A 25,857-nucleotide genomic window follows, 5' to 3' on the forward strand; every position below is an offset into this window, starting at 1 on the left:
GCGACTACGACTTGCGCTGCGGACGCATCGCTTCGCCGATGGACACCACGACGGCGCAGATCGCCACCAGCACGATGGATGCTGCGGATGCGGCCGGCAGATCGGTCCCCGTCTCCGAGATTTTGCTGTAGAGCACCAGCGGCAGGATGTTCACCTGCGTGCCGGCCAGCGCCAGCGCCGTGCCATAGGCGCCGACGGCGACCGCTGCCGTCAGGCAATAGGCTGCGATCAGGCTCGGCAATATCTGCGGCAGCATCACTTCAGTCAGCGTGCGGAAGCTCCCTGCACCGAGCGAGCGCGAAGCGAGCATCTGATTACGATCGAAATTGCTGATCGCCGGCAGCACGATCAACACGACGCGCGGCACCAAGTAATAGGAATAAGCCAGACCCAGTCCCACCGGTGAAAAGATGAAGCCACCGATGACAGCGGGATCGAAGCCCAGTTTGGCGAGCAACAGCGTCACGAAGCCAGCGCGGCCGAGCAGAAGAATGAAACCGTAAGCGACGATCAGCCCGGAGAATGTCAGCGGTAGCGAGATCGCGATCAAGGCTGCCGTACGGAGGCCTGGCGCGAACCGCGCCAGTGCAAGTGCAACGCAGAAGCCGACAACGAGCGAGAACAGCGGCGCGACGGTGCCCAGCACCATCGTGCCGCGCAGGCCGTTCCAGAACACCGGATCACCAGCCAGTCGGCCGAACGCACTGCCGCTATCCGCGAAAGCGCCGACCAGCACCGCGCAAACCGGGATCAGGAAGAACAGTCCCAGCACCACGCTGCCGGGAACGGCAAAGGCAGCGAGCATGGATGTCGGAACGCGCGCGCTCATCGTGATCTTTATTCCGTAATGACGAAAACGCGATCCCCGCGCTATCGCGGAGATCGCTTTGGTGAGTTCGGCTTACTGGCCGAGAACGGCCTTGGCCCAACCGGCATCGATCTCGGCCTTCTTCGCGGTGGCCTTGGCGATATCCATCGCCTGCACCTGCGGCGCGGCCGGCATCTTGTCGGCAACGCTCGGCGGCAGGGCGACACCGGGCACGGCCGGACGCACATAACCCTCGGCGAAGATCTTCTGGCCCTCATCGCTCATGATGAAGTTGAGCCAGAGCTTGCCGGCATTCGGGTTTGGGCCGTTCTTCACCAGCGAGATCGCGTAAGGCGCGGCGGCTGAGGCTTCCTTCGGAATGACGACGGACACGCCATCGCCGAGACCGTCGGTGAACTTGGCTTTCAGGCCGTCGTTCTCGTAGCCGATCCAGATCGGGATCTCGCCCTTCAGGAACTGCGCGTAAGGCGTGGTGCCGACCGTGCGCAGCACGTTGCCGGCCTTGGTCAGCTTGCCCAGATAGTCGATACCCGGCGCGACATTGTCCATGCTGCCGCCATTGCCGAAAGCCGCAGCGAAAGCCACCACCTGGCCCTGCCCCGTCGAGCGCGGGTCCTGATACACAATGGCGTTCTTGTATTCCGGCTTCAAAAGATCCGCCCAGCTCTGCGGCACGGTCTTGACCAATTTGGTGTTGACGAGGAACGCCACGCTCAGCGTGTGGATGGTGAACCAGCGGCCTTCGGCCTCGCGCAGCGGATCGGCGAGCTTGTCGAAATTCACCGGCTTGAAACCATCGACGACGCCGGCCTTTGCTGCGTCCAGAGCGGACGCTGCAAAGTAATAGGCCGTATCGGCCTGCGGACGATTGCGCGCCTTGTCGAGGGCAACGACGGTCGCCGCAGAACCGAGGTCGTTATAGACCATCTCGACGCCGGGATAGCGCTTCTGGAAGGCCTTGAACTGGTTGGCCCAGTTGGCCCAGGTCGGCCCGGTATCGAACGACACGACGAGGCCTTCCTTGCGGGCGGCTTCGTACAGCGCCTTTTCACCGGCATAGAGTTCGGCGCCTTCGAAGGCCCATGCGGCCGGGCTGATGGCAATCGTGAGGGAAGCTGCGGCAACGCCGCTCAGAAACTTGCGTCGGTTCATGTCGATCTCCTTTATGAGGTCGGGGGAAGAAGGCGGATGGCATCGTGCGGGATCGTCACGCCGGTGATTGGCCCGCGCAGATGGGTTTCGAGACGGATGGCCCCGCCGGCGACGGCCATATCGATGCGCCTGACAGGGCCGAGGTAACGGTCGGCGGACATGGAGCCGGCGAAGCAACATGGATTGCTCGCATCGACGGGTCCTGTGATAGGCTCGACCCGTTCAGGACGCACGAACACAGTGACCTTCGCACCGATGCTCTTGCCCTGCGTGTCGCAGGCCAGCGCGCCAACCGGCGTTGTCACCATGCCGTCACCGGAAATGCTGCCGGGCCACAGGTTGGATTGACCGACAAAGGCCGCGACACTGGCATCGGCCGGTGTCTCGTATAATTCGCGCGGCGTGCCGATCTGCACGATGCGGCCGTCGCGCATCATCACGACCTTGTCGGCAATCGACAACGCCTCTTCCTGATCATGCGTCACCAGCAATGTCGCGATTCCTGCCTGCCGCTGCACACGCAGAATTTCGTCACGCATTTCCAGTCGCAACCCCGCATCGAGCGCCGACAGCGGCTCGTCGAGCAGCAGGCCTTGCGGCTCGAACACCAACGCACGCGCCAGCGCGACGCGCTGCTGCTGACCGCCCGACAATTCCGCTGGATAGTCTTCCGCGCGCTTGCCCATGCCGACACGTCCCAGCATCTCGATGGCCCGCGCGCGCCGTTCCTGCTTGGCGATACCGCGCACCTTCAGTGGATAGGCGATGTTTTCCCACAGCCGCATATGCGGGAACAACGCATAGTTCTGAAACACGACACCCAGACGACGCGCCTCGGGCAGCGACGCGCCGACATCCTTGCCATCGATCAGGATGCGCCCGGTGTCAGGCTTGAGGAATCCCGCCAGCAATTTCAAAATCGTCGACTTGCCCGACCCCGACGCGCCGATGATCGCCAGCAATTCGCCGCGGCCGATCTCCAGGGCAATGTCGAACACACCAGTGCTCGTGCCGGGATAGCTGTAGCTCACTTGATCGTATCGCAGCGTCACGCGCCTGCCCCCACTTTACGCCGGCCGGTGACCCGCGCCGTCAGCCCGCTGGTCAGCGATGCGATCATCGCAAGCCCAAGCAATACGACGGTGGCCGCGCAGGCAAAGCCCGTCGCGCCATAGAACGCCTGCAACAGCACCACAGGATAGGTGCGCGACAGAAAGCCAGAGACCAGATTGGATAATTGAAATTCACCGATCGACAGCGCTGCCACTGTCAGCATGCAGGACAGCAGGCTCGTATGCAGCTGCGGCAGTGTGACGTCCCACATACGTGCCGGAAACGATGCGCCGAGCGTTGCGGCTGCGTGCTCATATTCGGCGAGCCCGAGCTGATCCATATCGGCGACAAGAGCCGTCACCGTATAGGGCAGCGTCAATACGAGGTGCCCCGCCGCCAGCAGCCAAAAACTGCCGAGCCACGGCAATGCGTCCGACGAGAAGACGAGGATGAAGCCGAAAGCCAGAACCAGTTCGGGCACGGCAATCGGCATCAGCGTGACGATCCGCGCCGCAAGCCGCACACCACCCCGCGCGCCGGCATGAATGGCGTAGGCCAGCGGAAGTCCAATTAGGATGTTGAGAATGCAGGTGGTCGCGACGATCTTCAGGCTGGTGGTGAAAGCGCGGCGAAAGCTCGGATCACCGGCGACTTCCTGATACCAGCGCCAGGTGAAGCCTGACGGCAGAAGCGTCCCGCTCCAGACTTCTCCAAAAGAGCCGACGAACAACAACAGGACTGGCGCCGCGAGAAAAATCAGATAGGCGATCGCGACGAACGGCACGAGCCATGTCCCCTGTCAAATGTGATGCTGAAGTCTGCGCCTCAGTATAACGGCGGCATATCAGTTTTATGACAGAGCGGCAAAGTTATGCATTTGCGAGAAGGCGTGCTGCGATGCGAGCGATGACGCCGTCGACATCAGCGACGCGCTCGACCGTATTCACCTCAGGCGCATCGGCCATCGCCAACACCAGGCGATTGAATTGTAGTCCGAGCGCCATCTCCGAGAGTGTCCCGACACCTCCGCCAATCGCGACCAGCACGAGACATGCGCGCGCGATAATGGCATTCCGTGCGGGGCCTATGCCCGTCGCGATCGGAATAGCCACATAGGGATTGGCTGCGTGCCATTCCTCGTCGGGCAGCAGACCAACAGGCATGCCGCCCTCCTGTGCATGGCCCTTGCACGCCGCTTCCATCACGCCGTTCTTGCCGCCGCACAACAGTTGCAGGCCATGGCGCGCCAATGCCGCGCCCATCTGTTCGGCGAGATCGTATTGCGCTTGTGTCGCGTCTCGCGGCCCGATGATGCCGATGGGCACACGGCGCAGCTTTCGCGTTGCTGCAAGCCGCAGCAGTGCTTCGGAAGCGGTCACCGCTTCGCCGCCCTGCGCGGCACTATCGTGCCAATTCAACGCCAGCGGATCGAATACCCGTGCACCATCGCTGAGCTGCTGCGTGCGCTCATTCCAGAATAATGCCTGCATGGTATTAGCCTTCGAGTTCTTGCTGCAATCCGCGGACGAAAGATGTCAGCCCGGTACGACGTTCGCGCTTCAGACGTTCGGCCTTGAGGATCGACTGCACCTCGCTATAGGCCTCTTCCACATTGTGGTTGATGACAATGTAGTCGTATTCGGCCCAGTGGCTCATCTCGTGGCTGGCGCGGCTCATGCGCCCGCGGATCACTTCGTCCGAATCCTGCGCGCGGGTATGAAGTCGTTTTTCGAGATCGGCCGCCGAGGGCGGCAGGATGAAGACGCTGACGACGTCGGCCCGCGCCTTCTCGCGCAATTGCTGCGTACCCTGCCAGTCGATATCGAACAGCACGTCATTGCCGGCTGAGAGCGCGGCTTCCACTGGCGCACGCGGCGTGCCGTAGCGGTTATCGAACACCGTGGCCCATTCGAGCAGTTCATTGCCCTTGGCCATCTTCTCGAAGCGCGGCTTGTCGACGAAGATGTAGTCCTTGCCGTCAACCTCGCCGGGCCGCATCGGGCGCGTCGTGGCCGAGACCGACAGTTGCAGCCCCGGCATCCGGTCGATCAGCAGCCGCGTCAGCGTCGTCTTGCCGGCACCGGATGGCGATGACAGCACGAACATCAGCCCGCGCCGCTCGACTCCGTCAAAGCCAGCTTCTTGAAAATTTCGGCTGCCCCCGGACATGGTCACTCCAGATTCTGTACCTGTTCACGGAATTGCTCGACCACGTTCTTCATTTCGAGGCCGGTGCTGGTCAATTCCAGATCGTTGGATTTCGAGCAGCAGGTGTTAACCTCGCGGTTGAACTCCTGCGACAGGAAATCCAGCCGCCGCCCCACGGGACCGCCCTTCTTGATCATCTCGCGCGACTGCGAAATATGCGACGCGATGCGATCGAGTTCTTCGCGGATGTCGGCCTTGGTCGCCATCATCAACGCTTCCTGATTCAGCCGATCACTATCGAAACGATCCGACGCCTCGAGCAACGTCGCGATCTGTTCGGCAAGCCGTGCACGAATGGCTTCCGGCTTGCGGCCGGGTGCCGCCTCGGCCTTCTTCGACAATGCCTCGATCTCGTTCAGACGCTGGGACAGGATGTCACCAAGCGTCATGCCCTCACGCTTGCGCATGGCGACCAGCGCGGTGAGAGCCTCTTCGAATGCTGCGGTCACGGCAGCCTTCGCCGCCTTGTCCTCGGCCTCGTCAGCCTCGGGCTCGACCACTTCGATGACGCCCTTGATATTCATCAGGCCATCGACGCTCGGCGCGACGGCGTCGATCTTGCTGGCCAATTCGGCGGCAATACGCAGCACCGAATTCAGCACCTCTTCGTTGATCCGCACGGTCGAAGCCGCATTGCTGCGCTTAACGGTGAGGTTCGCGTAAACCGTGCCGCGTGACAGCACTTCAGTGGCGCGCTTGCGGGCGACCGCCTCGACTTCGTCGAAACCCGGGGGCATCCGGAAGCGCAAATCGAAGCCCTTGGCGTTGACGGATTTCAGCTCCCACTCGAAGCTATAAGGCCCGCTGGTGCCGTGGCTTCGCGCAAAGCCGGTCATGCTCGACAACGCCATCGCGGAACGTCTCCAAAGAATACGAGTAAGATTCGCAAGGCGCGAACCGGCTCAGGTTAGGGCCTTTTCAGGCCAAGGGGAATTCGAAGCAGAAGCCAGCGCAGGGCTTGGTGGTACGGCCTATTGCTGGACAACCGGCGGTGTACCCGTCGACTGCGCAGCGCCCTGACGGGCCGGCGCGGCTGGCGCAGGAGCCGTACGGGCACGCTGTTTGGCCGGTGCGGCGGGCCTGACCGGACTTGTACCCGTCGCGGCGGCAGGATCCGTCGCCGCTCCGGTAGGCGCAGCAGTAGCCTCTTCCGGCGGCTCGACAGCGTCGTTTTGGACGGCCTTCTCGAGCGCGCGCAGCTTGCTGACGTTCTTCTGGTGCGCGTCGTAGGTTTCGGTAAAGGCGTGACCGCCGGTGCCATCGGCAACGAAGAAGAGGTCGCGGGTGCGTGCCGGGTTGGCGGTCGCTTCGAGCGACGCACGGCCCGGATTGGCGATCGGGCCTGGCGGTAGGCCTTCGACCACATAGGTATTGTAGGGCGACGGCTGCTGGATCTCGCTGCGCTTGATCGGACGGCCCAATGTGCCCTTGCCGCCGACGATGCCATAGATGATCGTCGGATCCGACTGCAGCTTCATCTTCTGGCGCAAGCGGTTGGCGAACACGGCGGCCACCCGGCTGCGCTCATCGGCGCGGCCGGTTTCCTTCTCGACGATCGAGGCGAGCGTCACCAGTTGTTCAGGCGTCTTCGCCGGAATGTCGGCGTTACGGCGTTCCCAGACTTCGGCCAGCACGCGCTTCTGCAATTGCTGCATGCGCTGGATCACCTGGTCGCGCGGCGTGCCACGGGGGAATTTGTATGTCTCGGGCAACAACGTGCCTTCGCGTGGCATTTCACGGATCGAGCCGGTGAAGATGTCGTTATCGGTCAAACGCGCGACGATCTGCTCGGAGGTCAGGCCCTCGGGAATCGTGATGGAGTGTTGCACGACCTTGCCTTCGACGATGGTGCCGATGACATCGCGCAGATTGGCGTTCTTCTGGAACAGATATTCGCCGGGCTTCAGTTCCGAGCTGGCCTTCAACGCAAACACGGCGCCGATGAAAACCCAGCGATTGGCTGAGATCACGCCTTCGCGCAGCAACGCTTCGGCGATGTCGCCTTTGCCCGCACGCGCGGGGATATTGACGACCTTCTCTTCCTGCAGCGGCCCCGGCGCTTCCAGCGCCTGGCGACCATAGACATACGCGCCGCCAGCACCGAGCATGGCGACGATAATGATGGTGATGATGGCATTACCGGCAACCACGAGCGGATTACGCGCATGATCAGAACGCTTCGGCGGCGGCGGAACCTGCTCCGGCTCCAGCGCGGCACGCGGACTCCTCGGCGAAATGGGCGGCCTCTCACTCATCGATAGTACCTGATCCTGTCGGTTCAATCGTGACGGGGACAAACACGATCCCCGTCAATAACATACGCCCAGTGTAGGAATTAGCGCGGAATACGGCGAAACGGTGGAGGTTCTCTAACCAGCCACGCGCTGTAGGATCACGGACGCATTAGTACCGCCGAAACCGAATGAATTCGACAAGGCAATGTTGATCTCGCGCTTGCGCGGGGTCAATGCGACGAGATCGATCGCAGTTTCCACCGACGGATTGTCGAGATTGATCGTCGGCGGCGCGATGTTATCCCGAATCGCAAGCACACAGAAGATGGCCTCGACCGCACCAGCCGCACCGAGCAGGTGGCCGATCGACGACTTCGTCGATGACATCGACACTTTTGACGCGGCATTGCCGAGCAGGCGCTGAACCGCGCCGAGTTCGATCTCGTCGCCGAGTGGCGTCGAGGTGCCGTGCGCATTGATGTAGTCGATGTCGGCCGCGGCAATGCCGGCGCGCTTCATCGCAGCGTTCATGCTGCGGAACGCACCATCGCCATCGGGCGTCGGTGAGGTGATGTGATAGGCATCGCCCGACATACCGTAGCCGATGATCTCGGCATAGATGCGTGCGCCGCGCGCTTTGGCGTGCTCGTACTCTTCGAGCACCACGACGCCGGCACCCTCGCCCATGACGAAACCATCGCGATCCCTGTCGTAAGGCCGCGACGCTTTCTCCGGCGCTTCGTTGAAATTGGTCGACAGCGCGCGTGCTGCCGCGAAGCCGGCCATCGCCAAACGGCTGATTGGCGACTCGGTACCGCCGGCGACCATGACATCGGCGTCGCCGAGCGCGATCAGACGGCCGGCATCGCCGATCGCATGTGCGCCGGTCGAACATGCGGTGACGACGGAGTGATTGGGGCCTTTAAGGCCGTGCTCGATCGAGACATATCCCGAAGCGAGATTGATTAGGCGGCCGGGAATGAAGAACGGCGACACTTTGCGCGGGCCGCGCTCTTTCAGAAGCAATGCGGTATCGGCAATGCCGGACAGACCGCCGATGCCGGAGCCGATCATCACGCCGGTGGCGCAGCGATCGTCTTCATTGTCGGGGTGCCAGTTGGCATCGTCGAGCGCCTGCTTGGCGGCGCACATCGCATAGATGATGAAGTCGTCGACCTTGCGCTGGTCTTTCGGCTCCATCCACTGGTCGGGATTGAAGGTACCGCCCGTGCCGTCGCCGCGTGGAATCACACAGGCGATCTGGCTGGTGAGATCGGATACATCGAATGTATCGATCCGCTTTGCGCCGCTCTCACCGTTGAGGATGCGCTTCCAGGTCGGCTCGACGCCGCAGCCAAGTGGCGACACCATGCCAAGGCCTGTGACGACCACCCGCCTCATTGTCGTACCTCCATGGCCCATCCTTGAGCCAATGCCTTTGAGCAATGCCTACGCGTCACAGCAAGAAGCCGGTGGATCGCACAAACGCGATCCGGCCGGCTTCAAAATGTGTCGCGCGAAGGTGTCAGCTCTTTGCGTTCTTCTCGAGAAACTTGGTTGCGTCGCCGACGGTCAGAATCGTCTCGGCGGCATCGTCCGGAATTTCGCAGCCGAACTCTTCTTCGAACGCCATCACGAGCTCGACCGTGTCGAGGCTGTCAGCGCCGAGATCATCGATGAAGCTCGCGGCATCGACCACCTTCTCGGGTTCAACACCAAGGTGTTCAACCACGATCTTCTTCACTCGCTCGCCAATCTCGCTCATATCAACCTCGTGCTTGTTACATTGGGCCCGTCCGCAGACGATACGAGCCATCGTGGAGCGTTTAACTCGTTAAACCTTGCGCAGTTGCGCGCCTCTGGATTGACCCCGTCGTCCCGGACGGAGCCTCGCGAAAACGGCAGGCTCGTCCCCGCCAATATACAGGGTTTCAAATTCCTGCAATGGCCTTCTTTGCCCCACCGTTGGAGGTTCGGTTACCATACTTCATTTGGCTTGGCCACATAACCCGGCGACTGTCCAAACCTCAATTAAATCACGACGTTGGGGTTCCCCGACGCTTAGATCATCGCCATGCCGCCATTGACATGAATCGTCTGTCCGGTGACGTAAGCCGCCTCATTTGAGCTCAGATAGACCGCTGCTGCCGCAATATCTTCCGGCGAGCCGAGACGCCCTGCCGGCACCTTGGTCAGAATCGTTTCGCGCTGTTTGTCGTTCAGCACATCGGTCATCGGCGTTGCGATGAAACCGGGTGCAATGCAATTGGCCGTTACATTGCGCTTGGCGTATTCCGCGCCCAGCGTTTTCATCATGCCGATCAGGCCGGCTTTCGCCGCGGTGTAATTCCCCTGCCCGGGATTTCCAGTGACGCCAACCACCGAAGTGATGGCGATGATGCGGCCGAAGCGCTTGCGCATCATCAGCTTGGTCGCGGCGCGTGCGAGGCGGAAGGTCGCGGTCAGATTGACGTTGATCACGTCATCCCAGTCTTCGTCCTTCAACTGGACGAACAGATTATCGCGGGTGATGCCGGCATTGCTGACGAGGATGTCGAGCTGGCCCATGGCTTTCTCGGCTGACGGCACCAACTCTTCGACCTCAGCGGCGTTAGAAAGATTGCACGGCAGCACATGCGTGCGATCGCCGAGCTTCGCGGCCAGCGTTTCGAGAACCGCCTTGCGCGTTCCGGACAGTGCCACCGTCGCGCCCTGCGCATGCAAAGCCGTGGCGATGGCTTCGCCGATGCCACCGGTCGCGCCGGTCACGAGCGCCGTCTTTCCTGTCAAATCGAACATCTTGTCTTCTCCTCTGGCCGCTTACGCCGAACGCGCTGCTGCGAGCGCATCCTTGGCGGTGGCAATGTCATTGGGTCCACCGACGGCGACGCCGACGGCGCCTTCGGCAATGCGTTTGACGAGCCCGCTCAGCACCTTGCCGGAGCCGACCTCAAGGAAACGCGTCACGCCCTGGCCTGCCATATAGGACACGCATTCACGCCAGCGCACGGTGCCGGTGACCTGCTCGACCAGGCGGCGGCGGATTTCATCGGGATCCGAGATCGGCGCGGCCAACACGTTGGACACCAGCGGCACCACCGGCTTGTTGATCGTGACCTTGGCCAGCGCCTCCGCCATCACGTCGGCGGCGGGCTGCATCAGGCTGCAATGGAACGGCGCCGACACCGGCAGCAACATCGCACGCTTGGCGCCCTTCGTCTTAGCTATCTCCAGCGCGCGTTCGACCGCAGCCTTGTTGCCGGACACCACCACCTGACCGCCGCCATTGTCGTTGGCGGCGTGGCACACTTCGCCCTGTGCAGCTTCTTCAGCCACGGCCACGGCGGTCTCGTAATCGAGGCCGAGCAACGCCGCCATGGCGCCGACACCCACCGGCACGGCCTTCTGCATGGCCAGACCACGGGTCCGCAGCAGGCGGGCCGCATCCGTGACTGAGAGGCTTCCGGCCGCTGCCAGCGCCGAATATTCGCCGAGCGAGTGGCCGGCCACGAAAGCGGCGTCCCGGGCCAGCGAGATGCCGGCCTCGGCCTCGAGCACTCGCATGGTCGCCAGCGACACCGCCATCAGCGCCGGCTGGGCGTTTTCGGTCAATTGGAGGGTTTCGGCCGGGCCGTCCCAGATAATGCCGGTCAGCTTCTCGCTGAGAGCCGAATCGACCTCGTCGAACACGGCCCTGGCGGCGGGAAATGCATCCGCAAGCGCCTTGCCCATGCCGACCGCCTGGGACCCCTGCCCCGGAAAGGTAAATGCTGCGGTCATTGACGCCCCGTCATGTTTTTTGGCTTAAACTCGTTCAAACGTGCGCCGTAAGACACTGGCACGACGGGGAATGTCAAGCCGCAGCGCCCAGGATGCACCACGATCCGGGTTCCCGCCCGCTCCCGGAATCCGCTCATTTGGCCCCCGTTTCGCTTGCCATTACTGGGAAAATCCGTATAAGGCCCCGATCCGCAGATCCCGGCCGGGAGCTGAACGGACGGTCACAGCAAAATCACACACAGGTTTGTTGCGATAGGGCCAGTTGGTCCGTCGTCCCGTGCTCCCGCCTTCTGAGCAATATCGAGTCCTTTCCATAAGGGTTCGAAGGGCTTGCCGCCGGGAAACGCGCTAACCTTGGAAAGGACAGCCATGCCTCTTTATGAGCATGTATTTCTCGCACGTCAGGATGCGAGCGCACAGCAGGTCGAAGACCTCACCACCCAGATGACCGGCATCGTCGAAGGTCTCGGCGGCAAGGTCGTGAAGATGGAAAACTGGGGCGTGCGCTCCCTGACCTATCGCATGAACAAGAATCGCAAGGCGCACTTCGTGCTGATGAACCTCGATGCCCCGTCCGCGGCGGTCACCGAGATTGAGCGCCAGGAGCGTATCAGCGAAGACGTCATCCGTTATCTGACCGTCCGCGTCGAAGAGCACGAGGAAGGCCCGAGCGCCATGATGCGCAAGGCTGATCGTGATCGTGAACGCGACGACCGTGGTGGTGGCTTCCGTGGCGACCGCGAAGGCGGCGGTTTCCGTGGCGACCGTGAAGGCGGTGGCTTCCGTGGTGATCGTGGTCCGCGTCGTCCGCGTGACGACGAAGCAGCATCGGTTGAGGAGTAAGAATAATGGCTGAAGCTGGTGCACGTCGTCCGTTTTTCCGCCGTCGCAAGACCTGCCCGTTCACAGGTCCGAACGCGCCGAAGATCGACTACAAGGATTCCAAGCTGCTGATGCGTTACGTCTCTGAGCGCGGCAAGATCGTGCCGAGCCGCATCACGGCCGTCTCCGCCAAGAAGCAGCGGGAACTCGCTCGCGCCATCAAGCGCTCGCGTTTCCTCGGTCTGCTGCCCTACGTTATCCGCTAAGGCGGTTTTCGACCGGCGGCCTCGTGCCGCCGGTCGCTTTTATTTCTCATAAGGCTTCCGGGTCGTCCGGTCGCCGATGGTTGGGGCAAGTGCCTCTAACCGCTCAAAGGGGGCGGGACAGCTGATGATCGCAAGTCTTCTCATCGCGTTTGCCGCCGGCGCTGCCTCAGCGCTGATGTTCGCCTCGATCATTTCGGGCGCGTTGATTTCCCTTTTGCTGTTCTATCTCGCGCCGCTGCCCTTGATGGTGGCCGCTCTCGGCTGGGGTCCGGTGACTGCTGCCATCGGCGGCATCGCAGCCGGCACCTCGCTCGGCCTGTTGTTCGGCATGCCCTATCTCGCCGCCTTCGTCTTCACTGTGGCCCTGCCCGCCTGGTGGCTTGGCCATCTCGCATTGCTCGGCCGCCCTGTTGCTGCAGAAGTGCCGGGCGTGAATGGCGCAGCCGCGACACCCCCCGTGGTCGAATGGTATCCGGTCGGCCGCATGTTACTGTGGACCGCGGGTTTCGCCGCATTCACGACCATGGGCGCGCTGCTGACGCTCGGCACCGATGGCGACACTATCGTCTCGGCGCTGCGCCGCGCTCTGACCCGCATCCTGGGATCGCGCGGCGGCGCTGGCGACTCCGAACAGGTCATCAATGCGCTGGTGACGATCGCGCCGGCTGCTGCCGCTATCGTCGCGATCATGACGCTGACGCTCAATCTCTGGCTTGCCGGCCGCATCATCGTGACATCGGGCCGGCTGAATCGGCCGTGGCCTGAGCTGAAATCCGCAGCACTGCCGCCGATGACGATGGTCGCGCTGTGTCTGGCCATCGCGCTGTCCTTCATGGGCGGCATCGTCGGCATCTTTTCGCAGATCGTCACCTCGGCGCTGATGATGGCCTATGCCCTCACCGGCTTCGCCGCGCTGCATACGCTGACCATGGGCATGAAAAGCCGCGTGATGGTGCTCGGTCTGACCTACGCCATGGTGCTCGTCCTCGGCTGGCCCATCCTCACCATGGTTGGCCTCGGCCTCGCCGATGCCTTCTTCGGATTTCGCCAACGTTTTCTCGCACGCAAGCCACCTTCTTCGACGGTGGCCTGACCAACTCACCTCAACTCAACACCTGCTCAACACTTAAAGGAGAACGATTATGGAAGTCATTTTGCTCGAACGCGTCGCCAAGCTCGGCCAGATGGGCGAAGTCGTCCGCGTCAAGGACGGCTACGGCCGCAACTTTCTGCTGAAGCGTGGCAAGGCGCTGCGCGCCACCGCCGACAACCGCGCCAAGTACGACGGCATGAAGGCTGATCTCGAAGCCAACAACATCAAGGCCAAGGCGGAAGCCACCACGGTTGCCGAGAAGATCGACGGCCGCAACGTCGTCATCATCCGTCAGGCATCGGAAACCGGTCAGTTGTTCGGCTCGGTGTCGGTGCGCGACATCATCGCCACCTTCGAAGCTGACGGCGTCACCTTCGCCCGCAGCCAGGTGCTGCTCGACGCGCCGATCAAGACCATCGGCCAGCACAAGATCTCGATCGCCGTGCATCCGGAAGTCGAAGTCAGCGTCAGCGTCACCGTTGCCCGTTCGGCCGACGAAGCCGAGCGCATCAACCGCGGCGAAGACATTTCGAGCCGTCAGGAAGATCAGGACGCAGCCGCCGAAGCACTTGCCGCCGCCGGCGAGTTCTTCGATCCGGACGCACAGGGTAATGCCGAAGAAGACAACGGCTAAGCACGCACCTCGGAGCTTCTGCTCAAACGAGAAAAGCCCGGCCAGATTGGCCGGGCTTTTTTGTTCCGTTGTTGAGAGGCGGTTGAACCGTCTACTGCGAGATCGGCGGCACCGGCGAGCCTGACGAGGCCGGAGGCGCCGGTGGTGCAGCCGACGCCGGAGGCGGTGGTGGCGGCGCGGCCGGTGCCGGCGAAGGCGCAGCTGGAGCTACAGGAGTCGGCGCGGGCACTGGCGGAGTGGCGGGAGGCACGACCGCTGGCGGCGGAGCAGCGGCTGGCGGAGGCGTTGGAGCCACAGGTGCCGGGGCCGGCGTTGCTGCGGGCGGAGACGCTGGGGCTGCCGGCGCAGGCCGCGCCGGCTCGGCTGGCGCCGGACGGCTTTCCCCTTCAGGCGCCTTCGGTGCCGGCGTGACCGACGGAACGGGATCTGGACGAAGTGCCGGCGTCTCAGGCTTGGCTTCGGGCTTCGCCTCAGGCTTGCTCTCTTCAGCGGGCTTCGCAGGCTCGGTCTTGGCTGGCTCCGGCCGTGGCTCAGACTTGGGTTCAGCCTTCGGCTCAGTCTTGGGTTCGACCTTGGGCTCGTCCTTCACAGGTTCGGCCTTCGGCGGCTCTTCCTGATGACGGCGCCCCTTCTTGCCGAGCTTTTGCTTCTGCGCGGGACGCTCTGCTTCGGCGGCAGCCGGCGACTGTGCGTCTACGGGCTTGGCCGCATCGGGCTTCGCTTCCGGATTGTCTGTCGCCGGGCGCGCCTGTCGCCGGGCATTGCGGCCCTGGCGCGTGCCGGGCTCGGCCTGAGCTGGTGCAACATCGGCCTCGGGCTTGGCGGCCTCCTGCGGACGTAGCCGGCGGCCCGGCGGCGGAGCCTCGGGCGGCGGCGCAGCACCCGGCTTGGCATCGGCCGGGGCCGGCCTCTGCTCGGTCGTGAGTTCACGGCCCTGACGCGTCAGGTTATCCCCGGCAGGACGGCGGTCGGCCGCCCCGTTGGACACGACATAAGCGGCCATGGACGCCGCCATATCTGTACTTGTGGTGTAGTGCTGGCGCAGGAAGGCCGGCAACTGACCGGGCGCCACCGTCTTCAGCAGCCCGCGCGGACTTTTATGGCAGACGGCACAGCCGCCCGCGAAAATCTGGGAGGGTGACTTTCCGGCTTCGAGGTTTTGGGCCTGTGCCGGGACTGCCGCGAAGCTAATCAGGAGCATCACCGTCGCTAAACTGAGCGCTCGGCTCAACATTTCAATCTCCTGATGTGGCTAGCTTAATCACGCGGATCACCTTGTATCCGATTGTGACGTGAATGGAAGCATCGACATATCGCAACGATGTGATCGGAACAATCGGGATAGCGGCATTGCAGCGTGCGCATTGGCACAGGCGGTGCACCGCTACTATCTTCTACACAAGAGCTAGGGAGACAGTTGATCTCGTGCACGGCGGGAAGTTACGCTGTTGCTTCAGTTTGCGCGTGATCGGATCATTGGGGTGATTTCGATGGACCGTCTGTTGCGATTCTTCCTGAGTCAGTACATTCGCCGAGGGGCAATAACCTTCACCACGGCCTCCGGCCAACAGTTTACCTTCGGTGATGGCTCCGGGCCTCCCGTCTCTGCCCGCTTCGTCACCAAAGCCGCCCAACGCCGACTACTTCTCGATCCCGAACTGGCGCTCGGCGAGATATTCATGGACGGGCTCCTCGTTATGGAGCGTGGCACCATTGCCGACCTGCTCGCGATCGCCCTGAACCAGCCCGACATGGCGCCCCGCTGGGCCAAGCTGCAATGGTGGCTCCGCTACGTCCTGCGCCACGCCCAGCAGTTCAATCCCCGCAAGCGCTCCCGCAACAACGTTGCCCATCACTACGATCTGGACGCCCGGCTCTATTCATTATTTCTGGATGCCGACAAGCAATATAGCTGCGCCTATTTCGAAGGACCGGACGCGACCCTGGACGACGCCCAGCTCGCCAAGAAGCGCCACCTCGCGGCCAAGATGCTCATCGAAAAAGGCCAACGCGTACTCGACATCGGCTCCGGCTGGGGAGGGCTTGGGCTCTATCTGGCAGAGATGACCGGTGCCAATGTCACCGGCGTTACGCTGTCCACCGAACAGCTGCAGGTCGCCAATGCCCGGGCCGGCGAGAAAAACCTCAAATACCGCGCAAAATTCCTGCTCGAGGACTATCGCGACATCCCCGGTCCATTCCACCGCATCGTCTCCGTCGGCATGTTCGAACATGTCGGCGTCGACCATTACGACACCTACTTCAAGCGATGCGCTGAACTCCTGACAGAGGACGGCGTCATGGTGCTGCACTCCATCGGCCGCCCTGAGGGACCCGGTATCACCAATCCATGGGTCGCCAAGTACATTTTCCCCGGCGGCTACATCCCCGCTTTGTCGGAAGTTCTCCCGGCGATCGAACGGGCCGGGTTACTGGTCTCGGACATCGAAATCCTGCGGCTGCATTATGCCGAGACGCTCAAGGCATGGCGCGAGCGCTTCATGGCACGACGCGAGGAAGCCGTGCGGCTCTATGACGAGCGCTTTGCGCGGATGTGGGAGTTCTATCTGGCGGCGTCCGAAATGTCGTTTCGCATGCAGAACGTGATGAACTTCCAGATCCAGCTCACCAAACGTCAGGACGTGGTGCCGTTCACGCGGGATTATATCGGGCGGGAGGAAGATCGGCTTCGAGCCAGGGAACGGACCCAGCAACCGCGTCTGCAAATTGCCGGCGAATAGGCTGGTTTAGTGCTGGAATAGGAGCGTCGCCTGCCGGCGGCGCAAGACAGGCCGTGGCCGCAAAATGGCGGGGCGCTGGAGGCGCGCTTTAGCGGCGGAGAGCGCTTTCGTATCGCATGGGACATTTTCAAGCTGCGCGGTGCGCTCGAACGTGTCGATCAGCGTGGACAACCACGCAGAACCATCGGTTCCGGTAGCCTGAGTTCCGGCATCGGGATGCTGGTGACGCTGGCCCATGGATCTATCCTTCGCCTCTTATTCGTTTTTAAGCCAACGCCCGGCTCCCCGCGGGGTTCCGGCACTGCCGTGCCTGCCAGCGGCTGGCTCTCTTATAAGTGCGAGAGATCGCCATTCGGTTCAGGCGCGGGGCGCAATTTTTCCGGGTTCCTTAAGCAATGATTCAGACCCCTCCCCTTGCTGCGGTGGAAGCGTCAAGCGCAATGCGCGCGACCGGCCGGAATTCCCCCGCCTTGATGTGTGAATCGTGCATAAGGCCGCTTCGTCCTTCCACTCGGAGACCGTCAGGCGCTTAGTCGCCGACGCCCGCGTGACCACGCCGTTCATCCGCCCAATTCGGAAGACCCAATAGAGACCATGGCCGCATTCGATTCGAACGTTCTCAAGCTCACCCCCGAGGCGGGCACCCCGGCCTATCGGTCGGCGCCGCACAATATCGAGGCGGAACAGGGCGTGCTGGGCGCGATCCTGGTCAATAACGACGCCTTCTACCGGGTCTCGGACTTCCTCAAGGCCGAGCATTTCTTCGAGCCGATCCACCAGACGATCTTCGAAACGGCCGCTGCCATCGTGCGCGCCGGCAAGATCGCCACACCCGTGACGCTGAAGACCTTCCTGCCGACCGACACGGATCTCGGCGGCATGACCGTGGGCCAATACCTCGCCCGCCTCGCCGCCGAAGCCACCACCATCATCAATGCGCAGGATTACGGCCGCACGATCTACGAACTGGCAATCCGCCGCCAGCTGATCAATGTCGGCGAGGACATGGTCAACGTCGCCTATGACGCGCCGGTAGACTTCGCTCCCCGCGCCCAGATCGAGGATGCCGAACGCCGGCTCTATGAGCTGGCCGAAGCCGGCCGCTATGACGGCGGCTTCCAGCGCTTCTCCCAGGCGATGACCACCGCGCTCGACATGGCCGCCAACGCCTATCAGCGCGACGGCAAGCTTTCGGGCATCTCAAGCGGTTTGCGCGACCTCGACGCCCGTATGGGCGGGTTGCAGCGCTCCGACTTGATCGTGCTCGCCGGACGTCCCGGCATGGGCAAGACCTCGCTCGCCACCAACATCGCCTACAACATCGCTGCCGCCTATCAGTCCGAAGTGCAGCCCGACGGCAGCATGAAGACCATCAATGGCGGCGTCGTCGGCTTCTTCTCCTGCGAAATGTCCGCCGAACAGCTCGCCACGCGTATTCTCGCAGAGCAGACCGAGATTTCCTCCAGCGCGATCCGCCGCGGCGGCATCACCCAAGCCGAATTCGACAAGATCCGCGACTACACCATCAAGCTGCAGAACCTGCCGCTTTACGTCGACGAAACCGGCGGCCTGTCGATCTCGCAGCTCACCGCCCGCGCCCGCCGCCTGAAGCGGCAAAAGGGCCTCGACGTCATCATGGTGGACTACATCCAGCTGCTGCAGGGCTCCGGCAAGCGCTCCGACAACCGCGTGCAGGAAGTCACCGAGATCACCACCAGCCTCAAGGCGCTGGCGAAGGAACTGAACTGCCCGGTAGTCGCGCTGTCGCAGCTCTCGCGTCAGGTCGAAAATCGTGAAGACAAGCATCCGCAGCTGTCCGACTTGCGTGAATCCGGATCGATCGAGCAGGACGCCGACGTGGTGGTCTTCGTGTATCGCGAGGAATACTATCTGCAGGCCAAGGAGCCGCGACTCGGCACTCCCGAACACGAGAAATGGCAGCTCGAGATGGATCTTGCGCACGGCAAGGCCGAAGTCATCATCGCCAAGCAGCGTCACGGCCCCACAGGCACCGTCGACCTGCAGTTCGAAGGCCAGTTCACCCGCTTCAGCGATCTCGCCGGTGGCGCCCAGTTCCGCGCCCCGCAGGAGTGACGCGGGTGCGGTTGAACCGGCTCTGACGCGCGCATATTGTGCGGCGCAGAAGATCGACCGCGTGCTCCCATCGCGCGATCCCTGCGCCAGGATATTTCGATGACCAGCGTCTCCGACCCGAAACCGACAACTCCCACTGAAACGGAGTTGCCCGCAGACGCCAGCGGCATCCTGACCATCGATCTCGACGCCATCGTCGCCAATTGGCGCAGGCTCGAAAAGCATGGCGTGCCCGCCGAATGCGGCGCAGCGGTGAAAGCAGACGCCTATGGCTGCGGCATCACCCCCGTGGTGCGCGCGCTGGCGAAGGCGGGCTGCAAGACCTTTTTTGTCGCGACCTTCGACGAAGCTCGCGCCGCCCGCGCGGCCGCACCCGAAGCCGCGATCTATCTCCTGAACGGTTTCCCGCCAAATTCCGGCGATGCGCTGGCCGCCATCAATGTGCAGCCCGTGATCGGCGATCTCAACGAACTCGCCGAATGGGACATGTTCTGCCGCCGCACCGGCTGGAAGGGCGGCGCGGCGGTGCATATCGACACCGGCATGAACCGGCTCGGCCTCGGCCTGGTTGACGTCCAGGGCCTAATCCCGCGCCTCGGCTCGGGCGATCACGGCTTCACGCTGGTGATGAGCCACCTCGCCTGTGCTGAACAACTACACAATCCGATGAACGCCCGGCAATATTCCAGTTTCCGCGAGGCGTCCTCGCTGTTCTCCGGCGTGCCGGCATCCCTCGCGAATTCGTCGGGCATCTATCTCGGCGCGGCCTATCAGTTCGATCTGATGCGTCCGGGTGCCGCGCTCTACGGCGTTAATCCGACGCCGGAAGCCGACAACCCGATGGCGCCTGTGGTCGATCTCAAGGTGCGCATCCTGCAGACCCGCAGTGTCGAGCGCGGCGACAGCGTCGGCTACGGTGCCACCTGGGTGGCGCGGCGTCCGACCAGACTTGCGGTCATCGCGGCCGGTTATGCCGATGGCTATTTCCGCGCTGCCGGCAGCAGCGACGGCACCCGCGGCGCCGAGGTGATTATCGCCGGCCAGCGCTGCCCAATCGCCGGCCGCATCTCCATGGATCTGCTCGCGGTGGATATCACCGACCTGCCCCACAACGCCGCCCGCCGCGGCCATCTGGCAACGCTGATCGGCGACGGCATCACTGTCGACGAACTCGCGCATCACTACGGCACCATCGCCTATGAGGTGCTGACCAGCCTCGGCCGACGCTACCTGCGGGTCTACACGGGCGGCGACGGCACCGCCGCCGCAGAGCCCGCTGCCGCGTCCTAGACCTCGACCTTGAAACTGAGTTCGATCTCGGAGGCCGGCAAGCCGCCGCGCACGCCCCAGTTCTCCAACGGCTGTTCGTTCAGCACGATCTTGATCTCGAGTTCCGGCACGCCGAGCGCCGCAAGGTTCTGCACGATCATCTTGTAGAGGCTGCGCTTGGCCTCGATGGAGCGGCCGGCAAACATCGTGATCTCGACCCGGGTGAAGCGCTGCGAGCGCCCGGTCGGCACGATGCGCTGCGTGTCGCTATAGGTGTCCACCGTCACGTCGCGGTCCCAGTCGGGAATTTTGAGCGCCGCCAGCATGGCCGATTGCACGGCCTCGATGACCTCGATCTCGCGGCCCCGCGCCCAATCTCCGGTGACAATTCTTGTGACTGGCATCGCCCTCTCCCATTGGACCGGTTGCACCTACACGACTGGAGCGCTCTTGTAACGTCCCGCGCTTGGGGAGTCGCGCCGTGAACTTCATCTTCGTCTGCACGGTCGGCCTTATCGCCGGCACCATTTCCGGGATCGTCGGCACCGGCTCGTCGATTATGCTGATGCCGGTGCTGGTCTGGCAGTTCGGCCCGAAGGAAGCCGTGCCGATCATGGCGGTCGCCGCCGTAATGGCCAACCTGTCGCGCATCCTCGCCTGGTGGCGCGAGGTCGACTGGCGCGCCACCGCCGCCTATTCGCTCACCGGCATTCCGGCTGCAGCCCTGGGCGCACGCACGCTGCTGGTGCTGCCGTCGCATGTGGTCGATCTCACCATCGGACTGTTCTTCATTGCCATGGTGCCGCTGCGCCACTGGTTGGCGCGGCGCTCCTTCACCATCAGCCTGTGGCAACTCGCGCTTGGCGGCGCGATCATCGGCTATCTCACCGGCATCGTCGTTTCCAGCGGCCCACTCAGCGTGCCGCTGTTTCTGTTTTACGGCCTCGCCAAGGGCGCCTTCCTCGCCACCGAAGCAGCGAGTTCGCTCGGCCTGTATCTCAGCAAGTCTGTCACCTTCCAGCGGTTTGGCGCCCTCGATCTCGACGTGCTTGTGAAAGGCCTGATCGCCGGCGCCTCGCTGATGGCCGGCGCGTTCATCGCCAAGCGCTACGTACTGAAACTGAGCGTCGAGACGTTCCGCCTGGTCATGGACGGGATCATGCTTCTGGCTGGCGCAAGCCTGGTGCTGTCAGGCATGGCGCTGATCTAGGGAGTGGACTCACAAATCGCGGTAAGTATGTCCGCTACCCCGCTAATTGCAGCCTCAACCGGACAGCAGGCCGCTGAAAACTGGCGCTGTTTAAAGTTGTATCTATTACTTACAAGTACGCACGACTGATGTTCATAGATGGCGATCAACCAGCAACAGGTATTAGTATCTCGCGAATCCGCATTTCCAACGTGCGCAGTGCAACATAATCCTTTGCCTCGCCGCGTACAGTAAAGCCAATATTTCCAACCTATTATTAAGGTTCGTCATCCACGCTGAAATCCGGAATTTCATTTGTTTCATTTGTAACGACTACTGGACGCTTCATGCGCGCGTTCTATGGAAGACTGGCCCGGCTGCCAGGATTTTCATTGGTGGTGCTCGGCGTCTTCTTTGCGACGTCGATCATCGTTGTGTTTTTGGTGGATCTGCAGGCGCGCCATCATGCGGCGCTCTCTGAGGCAAGAAAGGCAGCACTGAACATCGCCGAGATTCTCGCCGAACACACGGCGCTGACCTTTGAGGGGATCGATCGAACACTGCTCGAAGCCGAGAGAATTCGCGAAGATAACCTTTCGGGAAAGTATGCAACGCCCGAAGCCGCAAATACCGCCTTGCGTCTTCTCAAGAAGGCCTCATCGATCGTCGTTGCCGTCGGCTGGACAGATGCAGCCGGTAACCTTCTGGCGCATTCCTACGATCGCACGCCGCCGCGAAGCAATATCTCCGACATGTTGCACTTCACCGCTCAACGCGATCAGGCCGATGGCCGGCTGTTTATGGCGCCCCCCTATCCCTCGGCTGTCACCGACAAATGGTTGACGGCGGCGTCGCGCCGGTTAAGCAACGCCGACGGCAGCTTTGCAGGGGTCGTAACTGCGCCGCTCGACCCGACACATTTCACGCAGGTCTATCGCGCGATCGATGTCGGCAAGGGCGGATCCGTGCTGTTGCTGCATCGCGCGGGCACGGGGCGGGTTCTTGCGCGAGAGCCCGCGAGAAAAGGAGCCATCGGAAAATCTTTCGCGGATAGCCCGCTCGTCTCCGAATATCTGCCAAAATCGGAAGCGGGCACCTACGAGACGATAGGCGTTATCGACGGCATCGCGCGCCTCGCGGGGTACAAGGCTGTGCCCGGACTGCCGCTGGTCTTGGTCATCACATACGCCCGCAGTGAGGTGCTGGGACCATGGCGCCAGCACCTTTACATGGTGGGCCCGCTCGTCGCCATGATCGTTGCCGTCATCTTGTTCGGCACGTTTAGGATTTTGCGCCAGACGAATAGTCTTGCCGTGAAAACTAGGATTCTGGAACGAACGAACATGCAGTTCGATGCTGCCTTGAGCAACATGTCGCTAGGGCTCTGCCTGTTTGACGCGAACAAGAATCTGGTGGTTTCGAATGGCCGCTTCCGCGAGATGTACGGTTTCCCGGAAGAACTCGTCAGGCCCGGAACACCTTTGTCTCTCATGCTGCAGGCCCTCAAAGATCGCGGAAAGCACGATTTGTCCATCGAGGGGGATGTTCAGGAGATTCCGACGAAGCAAAGACAGATTTTTATGACTGCCGACGGTCGCGTGATTTTAATTCAACGCAGGTCGATTGCGGATGGCGGATGGGTCGCAACCCATGAAGACATCACCGAGCAGAAACGCGCACAGCGCTTGTTGACTGATAAAGCTGCTGAACTTGAGCGGATCAACATGCGCTTCGACGCCGCGATGAACAACATGTCGCAGGGTCTTTCGCTATTTGATGGTGAGCAGAGGATCATTCTTTCAAATGCGCGCTATGCGGAAATCTATCACCTCAGCGAGGAACAGGTGAAGCCAGGGACTACGCTGCGGCAAATCATTGAATATCGCCGGGCGAAGAGAACAAATTGCGAAATGGCTGCGGATGTCCTTGTCGACGCCAAACTGAAACTGGAGAAAGAGGTCCAGGAGCTTGTCGACGGGCGCCTCATTTCGATGACGCGCCATCTGATGCCGACCGAAGGGTGGCTGGCGACTCATGAAGATGTCACGGCGCAAAAACACAGGGAGCAGTTGCTGGCCACGAAAGCCGTGGAGCTGGAGCAGACCAACGAACGCTTCGACATTGCGCTGAGCAACATGTCGCAGGGTCTCTGCATGTTCGACGGAGCGAAACGGCTCGTTGTCTGGAATGATCGTTATGCGGAACTATACCAGTTGCCTGCGGCTTTGTTGAAAGTCGGGACGCCTCATGAGGCTATCATCGCCGATCGCGTCTCCCGTGGCATTCTCAAGGGCGGGACGAGCGAACCAGCCATCAGGAAAAAGATAGCTGAATTGGGCCAGCACTCGACCGATTCAAGCTCGGCCAGGGTCGATGAATTTGCGGATGGGCGATTGATGCTCGTCACCCGACAGCCGATGAAGGACGGCGGTTGGGTTGCAACGCACGAAGACATCACCGAACGGCGGCGCGCAGAGGCCGAGATCGTTCACCTGGCGCGTCACGATGCGCTCACGGGACTTGCCAACCGAACACTGTTTACCGAGAAACTTGAGGAGGCGAGCCAGCGTCTTAGCCGCCATGACGATGGCTTTGCCGTGGTCATGCTCGACCTCGATAGATTCAAGACCGTCAACGACACGCTGGGACATCCTGCAGGGGATCGTTTGCTTGTTGAGTTCGCTCAACGGCTGAAATCATCGACTCGCGAAACCGATGTGCTGGCCCGCCTTGGGGGTGACGAGTTTGCGATCATCCAGGACGGAGGACCCAATCCGCAGGAGGGTGCAATAGTGCTTGCCCTCAGGATCATCGATGCCATTGCTCAGCCATTTGATCTCAACGGCCACCAGGCCAGCATCGGGATCAGCATTGGAATTGCCCTCGCTCCGGAACAGGGCGTCGATCCCGAGGACCTGTTGAGAAAAGCAGATCTCGCGCTCTACGACGCCAAGACGGGCGGGCGAAACGATTTCCGCCTGTTCCAGTCCGAAATGATCGAGGCTGCCCACTCGCAGAAGATATTGGCAAACGAACTGCGAGACGCGATCGCGCGAAATGAATTCGAAGTGCACTATCAGCCGGTGGTTGACGCCAAGACACGGCAGATCCGCGGCGCCGAGGCGCTGGTCCGCTGGCGGCATCCGTCGAAAGGACTCGTCGCTCCCGATCAATTTATTCCGCTCGCGGAAGCGACGGGGCTGATCCTTCCTCTTGGCGAGTGGATCCTGCACCAGGCTTGCACGGATGCAGCGTCGTGGCCGGCTCACCTCAAGATCATGGTCAACATCTCTGCGGTTCAAGTCAGTAAGGGAAAGCTGCTCGACGTCATGCTGGATACTCTGATGGAGACTGGTCTTTCGCCTGAACGGCTGGAGTTGGAAATTACGGAGACGGCTCTTCTTGAGAACGCGACGGCGCATCTGGGAACGATACGGCAGCTGAAGAATCTCGGCATCTCCATAGCGCTCGATGATTTTGGCACTGGTTATTCAACGGCGAGTTATTTGACCAATTTCCCGTTCGACAGGATCAAGATCGACAAATCCTTCGCACAAGGCGCTCCCAATCGCCGCGATTGCGCAGCGGTAGTGTCCTCGGTGCTTGCGCTGGCCCATGGTCTTGGCATCGCAACGACGGCGGAGGGTGTCGAGACCGAAGAGCAATTTGAATATCTGCAGGCTGCAGGCGTGGACCTCGTCCAGGGCTTTCTGTTCGGTCGGCCCGTCCCGCTCTCCGAATTCGACCTCGATGCGGCAGTTTCATTTGGAAATGGTGCTGCTGACGGCGAGTTGTGCGGAGAGGTCATCACCGCAGGGAGATGACCGCCGCCGCCACCGGTGGCCTCCCCCAAACGCAAATCGGCCACCCTGAGGCGGCCGATCGCAGTCCTGAAAATCTGAGCTATCCGCGGCTTAGTAACCGTAGCTTGAGCCGAAGCTGAAGCCGCGATTGCAGGTCGAGCAGCCCTGCTGCACCGGTGCGTAATAGACCTGCGCCGGAGCGACCATCTGGACACGCTGCTGCGTGGCGTATTGCGCCGGAATGCGCTCGTAATCGACGCGCGCAGGCGCGACCATCACGGTCTTCGGCACCATCACCGTCTCGTACTGCGCTGGCGTGCGGCGCGCGACGGTGCGACCGGGAGCGACCATCACCGTCTCTTCGACCGTGCGATACTGCGGCGGCACCACCTGCTGCTGATAGCAGGTCTGGCACGGCGGCGGTGTGTAGCAGTTATAGCAACCTGCCGAGGCAACACCGGGCATCGCCATTCCGGCGACAGTGGCGAACATCGCAGCAGCAATCAATTTCTTCATGATGAGACCCCGTGGCGAGCTTGTTTGAAATGAGTTCGTATCGCTCTGATGGGCGACACTCAGCCAAGCACCACCACCGGTCAACGCGGTCCTGATATTTACCTTGATGAACGTGCTTAAGATTTGATGACGGCAACATATGAGGATGCCAAGGCAGACACAGCTGCACTGCGC

At 62.0% G+C, this 25,857-nt stretch carries 25 protein-coding genes; 9 read left to right on the forward strand and 16 right to left on the reverse strand.

The annotated features are described in order from the left end of the window. Positions 1-4: 4 nt before the first annotated feature. From HP556_RS05095 to fabD, 12 genes are all read right to left on the reverse strand, one after another. Positions 5-829 carry an ABC transporter permease gene (locus tag HP556_RS05095; RefSeq protein ID WP_175366142.1) on the reverse strand — a complete coding sequence of 275 codons (825 nt, stop codon included), beginning with the start codon at positions 827-829 and terminating at the stop codon, positions 5-7. A 72-nt stretch (positions 830-901) separates the two neighbouring features. Next, positions 902-1,981 (reverse strand): extracellular solute-binding protein, encoded by a 1,080-nt coding sequence (locus tag HP556_RS05100; RefSeq protein WP_089263944.1) that lies wholly within the window; start codon positions 1,979-1,981, stop codon positions 902-904. 11 nt (positions 1,982-1,992) lie between these two features. After that, positions 1,993-3,033 carry an ABC transporter ATP-binding protein gene (locus HP556_RS05105; RefSeq protein ID WP_089263943.1) on the reverse strand — a complete coding sequence of 347 codons (1,041 nt, stop codon included), beginning with the start codon at positions 3,031-3,033 and terminating at the stop codon, positions 1,993-1,995. Next, positions 3,030-3,818: an ABC transporter permease gene (locus tag HP556_RS05110; protein ID WP_116662420.1), complete on the reverse strand. Its 789-nt coding sequence runs from the start codon at positions 3,816-3,818 to the stop codon at positions 3,030-3,032. The genes HP556_RS05105 and HP556_RS05110 overlap by 4 nt, the downstream gene beginning before the upstream one ends. Positions 3,819-3,903: 85 nt before the next feature. After that, a complete protein-coding gene (locus tag HP556_RS05115; protein WP_175366143.1) occupies positions 3,904-4,524 on the reverse strand; it encodes a TIGR00725 family protein in 621 nt (206 codons plus the stop codon). Positions 4,525-4,528: 4 nt separating this feature from the next. Continuing rightward, complete coding sequence (gmk, locus tag HP556_RS05120) at positions 4,529-5,203, reverse strand: guanylate kinase (protein ID WP_089263940.1); 675 nt, start codon at positions 5,201-5,203, stop codon at positions 4,529-4,531. Between the two features lie 2 nt (positions 5,204-5,205). Further along, positions 5,206-6,093 carry a YicC/YloC family endoribonuclease gene (locus HP556_RS05125; RefSeq protein WP_175366144.1) on the reverse strand — a complete coding sequence of 296 codons (888 nt, stop codon included), beginning with the start codon at positions 6,091-6,093 and terminating at the stop codon, positions 5,206-5,208. A 120-nt stretch (positions 6,094-6,213) separates the two neighbouring features. Further along, entirely contained in the window at positions 6,214-7,497 is a 1,284-nt protein-coding gene (gene mltG, locus HP556_RS05130; protein WP_175366145.1) for an endolytic transglycosylase MltG, read from the reverse strand. 114 nt (positions 7,498-7,611) lie between these two features. Continuing rightward, positions 7,612-8,877 (reverse strand): beta-ketoacyl-ACP synthase II, encoded by a 1,266-nt coding sequence (gene fabF, locus HP556_RS05135; protein ID WP_120292331.1) that lies wholly within the window; start codon positions 8,875-8,877, stop codon positions 7,612-7,614. A gap of 124 nt (positions 8,878-9,001) precedes the next feature. Beyond that, positions 9,002-9,241, reverse strand: a complete 240-nt coding sequence (locus HP556_RS05140) for an acyl carrier protein (RefSeq protein ID WP_006020277.1) — start codon at positions 9,239-9,241, stop codon at positions 9,002-9,004. 296 nt (positions 9,242-9,537) lie between these two features. After that, entirely contained in the window at positions 9,538-10,275 is a 738-nt protein-coding gene (gene fabG / locus HP556_RS05145) for a 3-oxoacyl-[acyl-carrier-protein] reductase (protein ID WP_089263936.1), read from the reverse strand. A 21-nt stretch (positions 10,276-10,296) separates the two neighbouring features. Then, positions 10,297-11,256 carry an ACP S-malonyltransferase gene (fabD, locus tag HP556_RS05150; RefSeq protein ID WP_175366146.1) on the reverse strand — a complete coding sequence of 320 codons (960 nt, stop codon included), beginning with the start codon at positions 11,254-11,256 and terminating at the stop codon, positions 10,297-10,299. Positions 11,257-11,625: 369 nt separating this feature from the next. Between fabD and rpsF the strand changes: the two genes are divergently transcribed. The 4 genes from rpsF (at position 11,626) to rplI (ending at position 14,071) form a co-directional block, all read left to right on the forward strand. Next, positions 11,626-12,099 (forward strand): 30S ribosomal protein S6, encoded by a 474-nt coding sequence (gene rpsF / locus HP556_RS05155; RefSeq protein ID WP_068731054.1) that lies wholly within the window; start codon positions 11,626-11,628, stop codon positions 12,097-12,099. A 5-nt stretch (positions 12,100-12,104) separates the two neighbouring features. Continuing rightward, positions 12,105-12,344 carry a 30S ribosomal protein S18 gene (gene rpsR, locus HP556_RS05160; RefSeq protein ID WP_002711478.1) on the forward strand — a complete coding sequence of 80 codons (240 nt, stop codon included), beginning with the start codon at positions 12,105-12,107 and terminating at the stop codon, positions 12,342-12,344. A gap of 124 nt (positions 12,345-12,468) precedes the next feature. After that, positions 12,469-13,437 (forward strand): hypothetical protein, encoded by a 969-nt coding sequence (locus HP556_RS05165; RefSeq protein ID WP_175366147.1) that lies wholly within the window; start codon positions 12,469-12,471, stop codon positions 13,435-13,437. A 49-nt stretch (positions 13,438-13,486) separates the two neighbouring features. Continuing rightward, a complete protein-coding gene (gene rplI, locus HP556_RS05170) occupies positions 13,487-14,071 on the forward strand; it encodes a 50S ribosomal protein L9 (protein WP_089263933.1) in 585 nt (194 codons plus the stop codon). A gap of 91 nt (positions 14,072-14,162) precedes the next feature. On the opposite strand, the gene HP556_RS05175 is transcribed toward rplI, so the two are convergent. Continuing rightward, on the reverse strand, positions 14,163-15,272 hold the full coding sequence (locus tag HP556_RS05175; RefSeq protein ID WP_246297408.1) for a hypothetical protein: 1,110 nt from the start codon (positions 15,270-15,272) through the stop codon (positions 14,163-14,165). Positions 15,273-15,561: 289 nt separating this feature from the next. Here HP556_RS05175 and HP556_RS05180 point away from each other — a divergent pair, with 289 nt between their 5' ends. Next, entirely contained in the window at positions 15,562-16,812 is a 1,251-nt protein-coding gene (locus HP556_RS05180; RefSeq protein WP_175366149.1) for an SAM-dependent methyltransferase, read from the forward strand. Positions 16,813-16,818: 6 nt separating this feature from the next. Here the strand turns inward: HP556_RS05180 and HP556_RS05185 are convergent, their stop codons facing one another. Beyond that, entirely contained in the window at positions 16,819-17,049 is a 231-nt protein-coding gene (locus HP556_RS05185) for a hypothetical protein (RefSeq protein WP_175366150.1), read from the reverse strand. Positions 17,050-17,406: 357 nt separating this feature from the next. Here HP556_RS05185 and HP556_RS05190 point away from each other — a divergent pair, with 357 nt between their 5' ends. Together HP556_RS05190 and alr are read left to right on the forward strand one after the other, a co-directional pair. Beyond that, positions 17,407-18,906: a replicative DNA helicase gene (locus HP556_RS05190; RefSeq protein ID WP_068731048.1), complete on the forward strand. Its 1,500-nt coding sequence runs from the start codon at positions 17,407-17,409 to the stop codon at positions 18,904-18,906. Between the two features lie 99 nt (positions 18,907-19,005). Then, complete coding sequence (gene alr, locus HP556_RS05195; protein WP_175366151.1) at positions 19,006-20,196, forward strand: alanine racemase; 1,191 nt, start codon at positions 19,006-19,008, stop codon at positions 20,194-20,196. Here the strand turns inward: alr and HP556_RS05200 are convergent. Further along, positions 20,193-20,579: a tautomerase family protein gene (locus HP556_RS05200; protein ID WP_175366152.1), complete on the reverse strand. Its 387-nt coding sequence runs from the start codon at positions 20,577-20,579 to the stop codon at positions 20,193-20,195. The two genes, alr and HP556_RS05200, sit on opposite strands and share 4 nt — an antisense overlap. Positions 20,580-20,656: 77 nt before the next feature. On the opposite strand from HP556_RS05200, the gene HP556_RS05205 reads away from it, so the two are divergent. After that, a complete protein-coding gene (locus HP556_RS05205) occupies positions 20,657-21,385 on the forward strand; it encodes a TSUP family transporter (RefSeq protein ID WP_175366153.1) in 729 nt (242 codons plus the stop codon). Between the two features lie 326 nt (positions 21,386-21,711). After that, positions 21,712-25,188 (forward strand): bifunctional diguanylate cyclase/phosphodiesterase, encoded by a 3,477-nt coding sequence (locus tag HP556_RS05210; protein WP_175366154.1) that lies wholly within the window; start codon positions 21,712-21,714, stop codon positions 25,186-25,188. A 90-nt stretch (positions 25,189-25,278) separates the two neighbouring features. Here HP556_RS05210 and HP556_RS05215 read toward each other — a convergent pair whose 3' ends face one another. Next, positions 25,279-25,632: a hypothetical protein gene (locus tag HP556_RS05215; RefSeq protein WP_089264635.1), complete on the reverse strand. Its 354-nt coding sequence runs from the start codon at positions 25,630-25,632 to the stop codon at positions 25,279-25,281. Positions 25,633-25,857: the final 225 nt, after the last annotated feature.

Source organism: Tardiphaga robiniae, from assembly GCF_013359755.1.
Taxonomy (GTDB): domain Bacteria; phylum Pseudomonadota; class Alphaproteobacteria; order Rhizobiales; family Xanthobacteraceae; genus Tardiphaga; species Tardiphaga robiniae.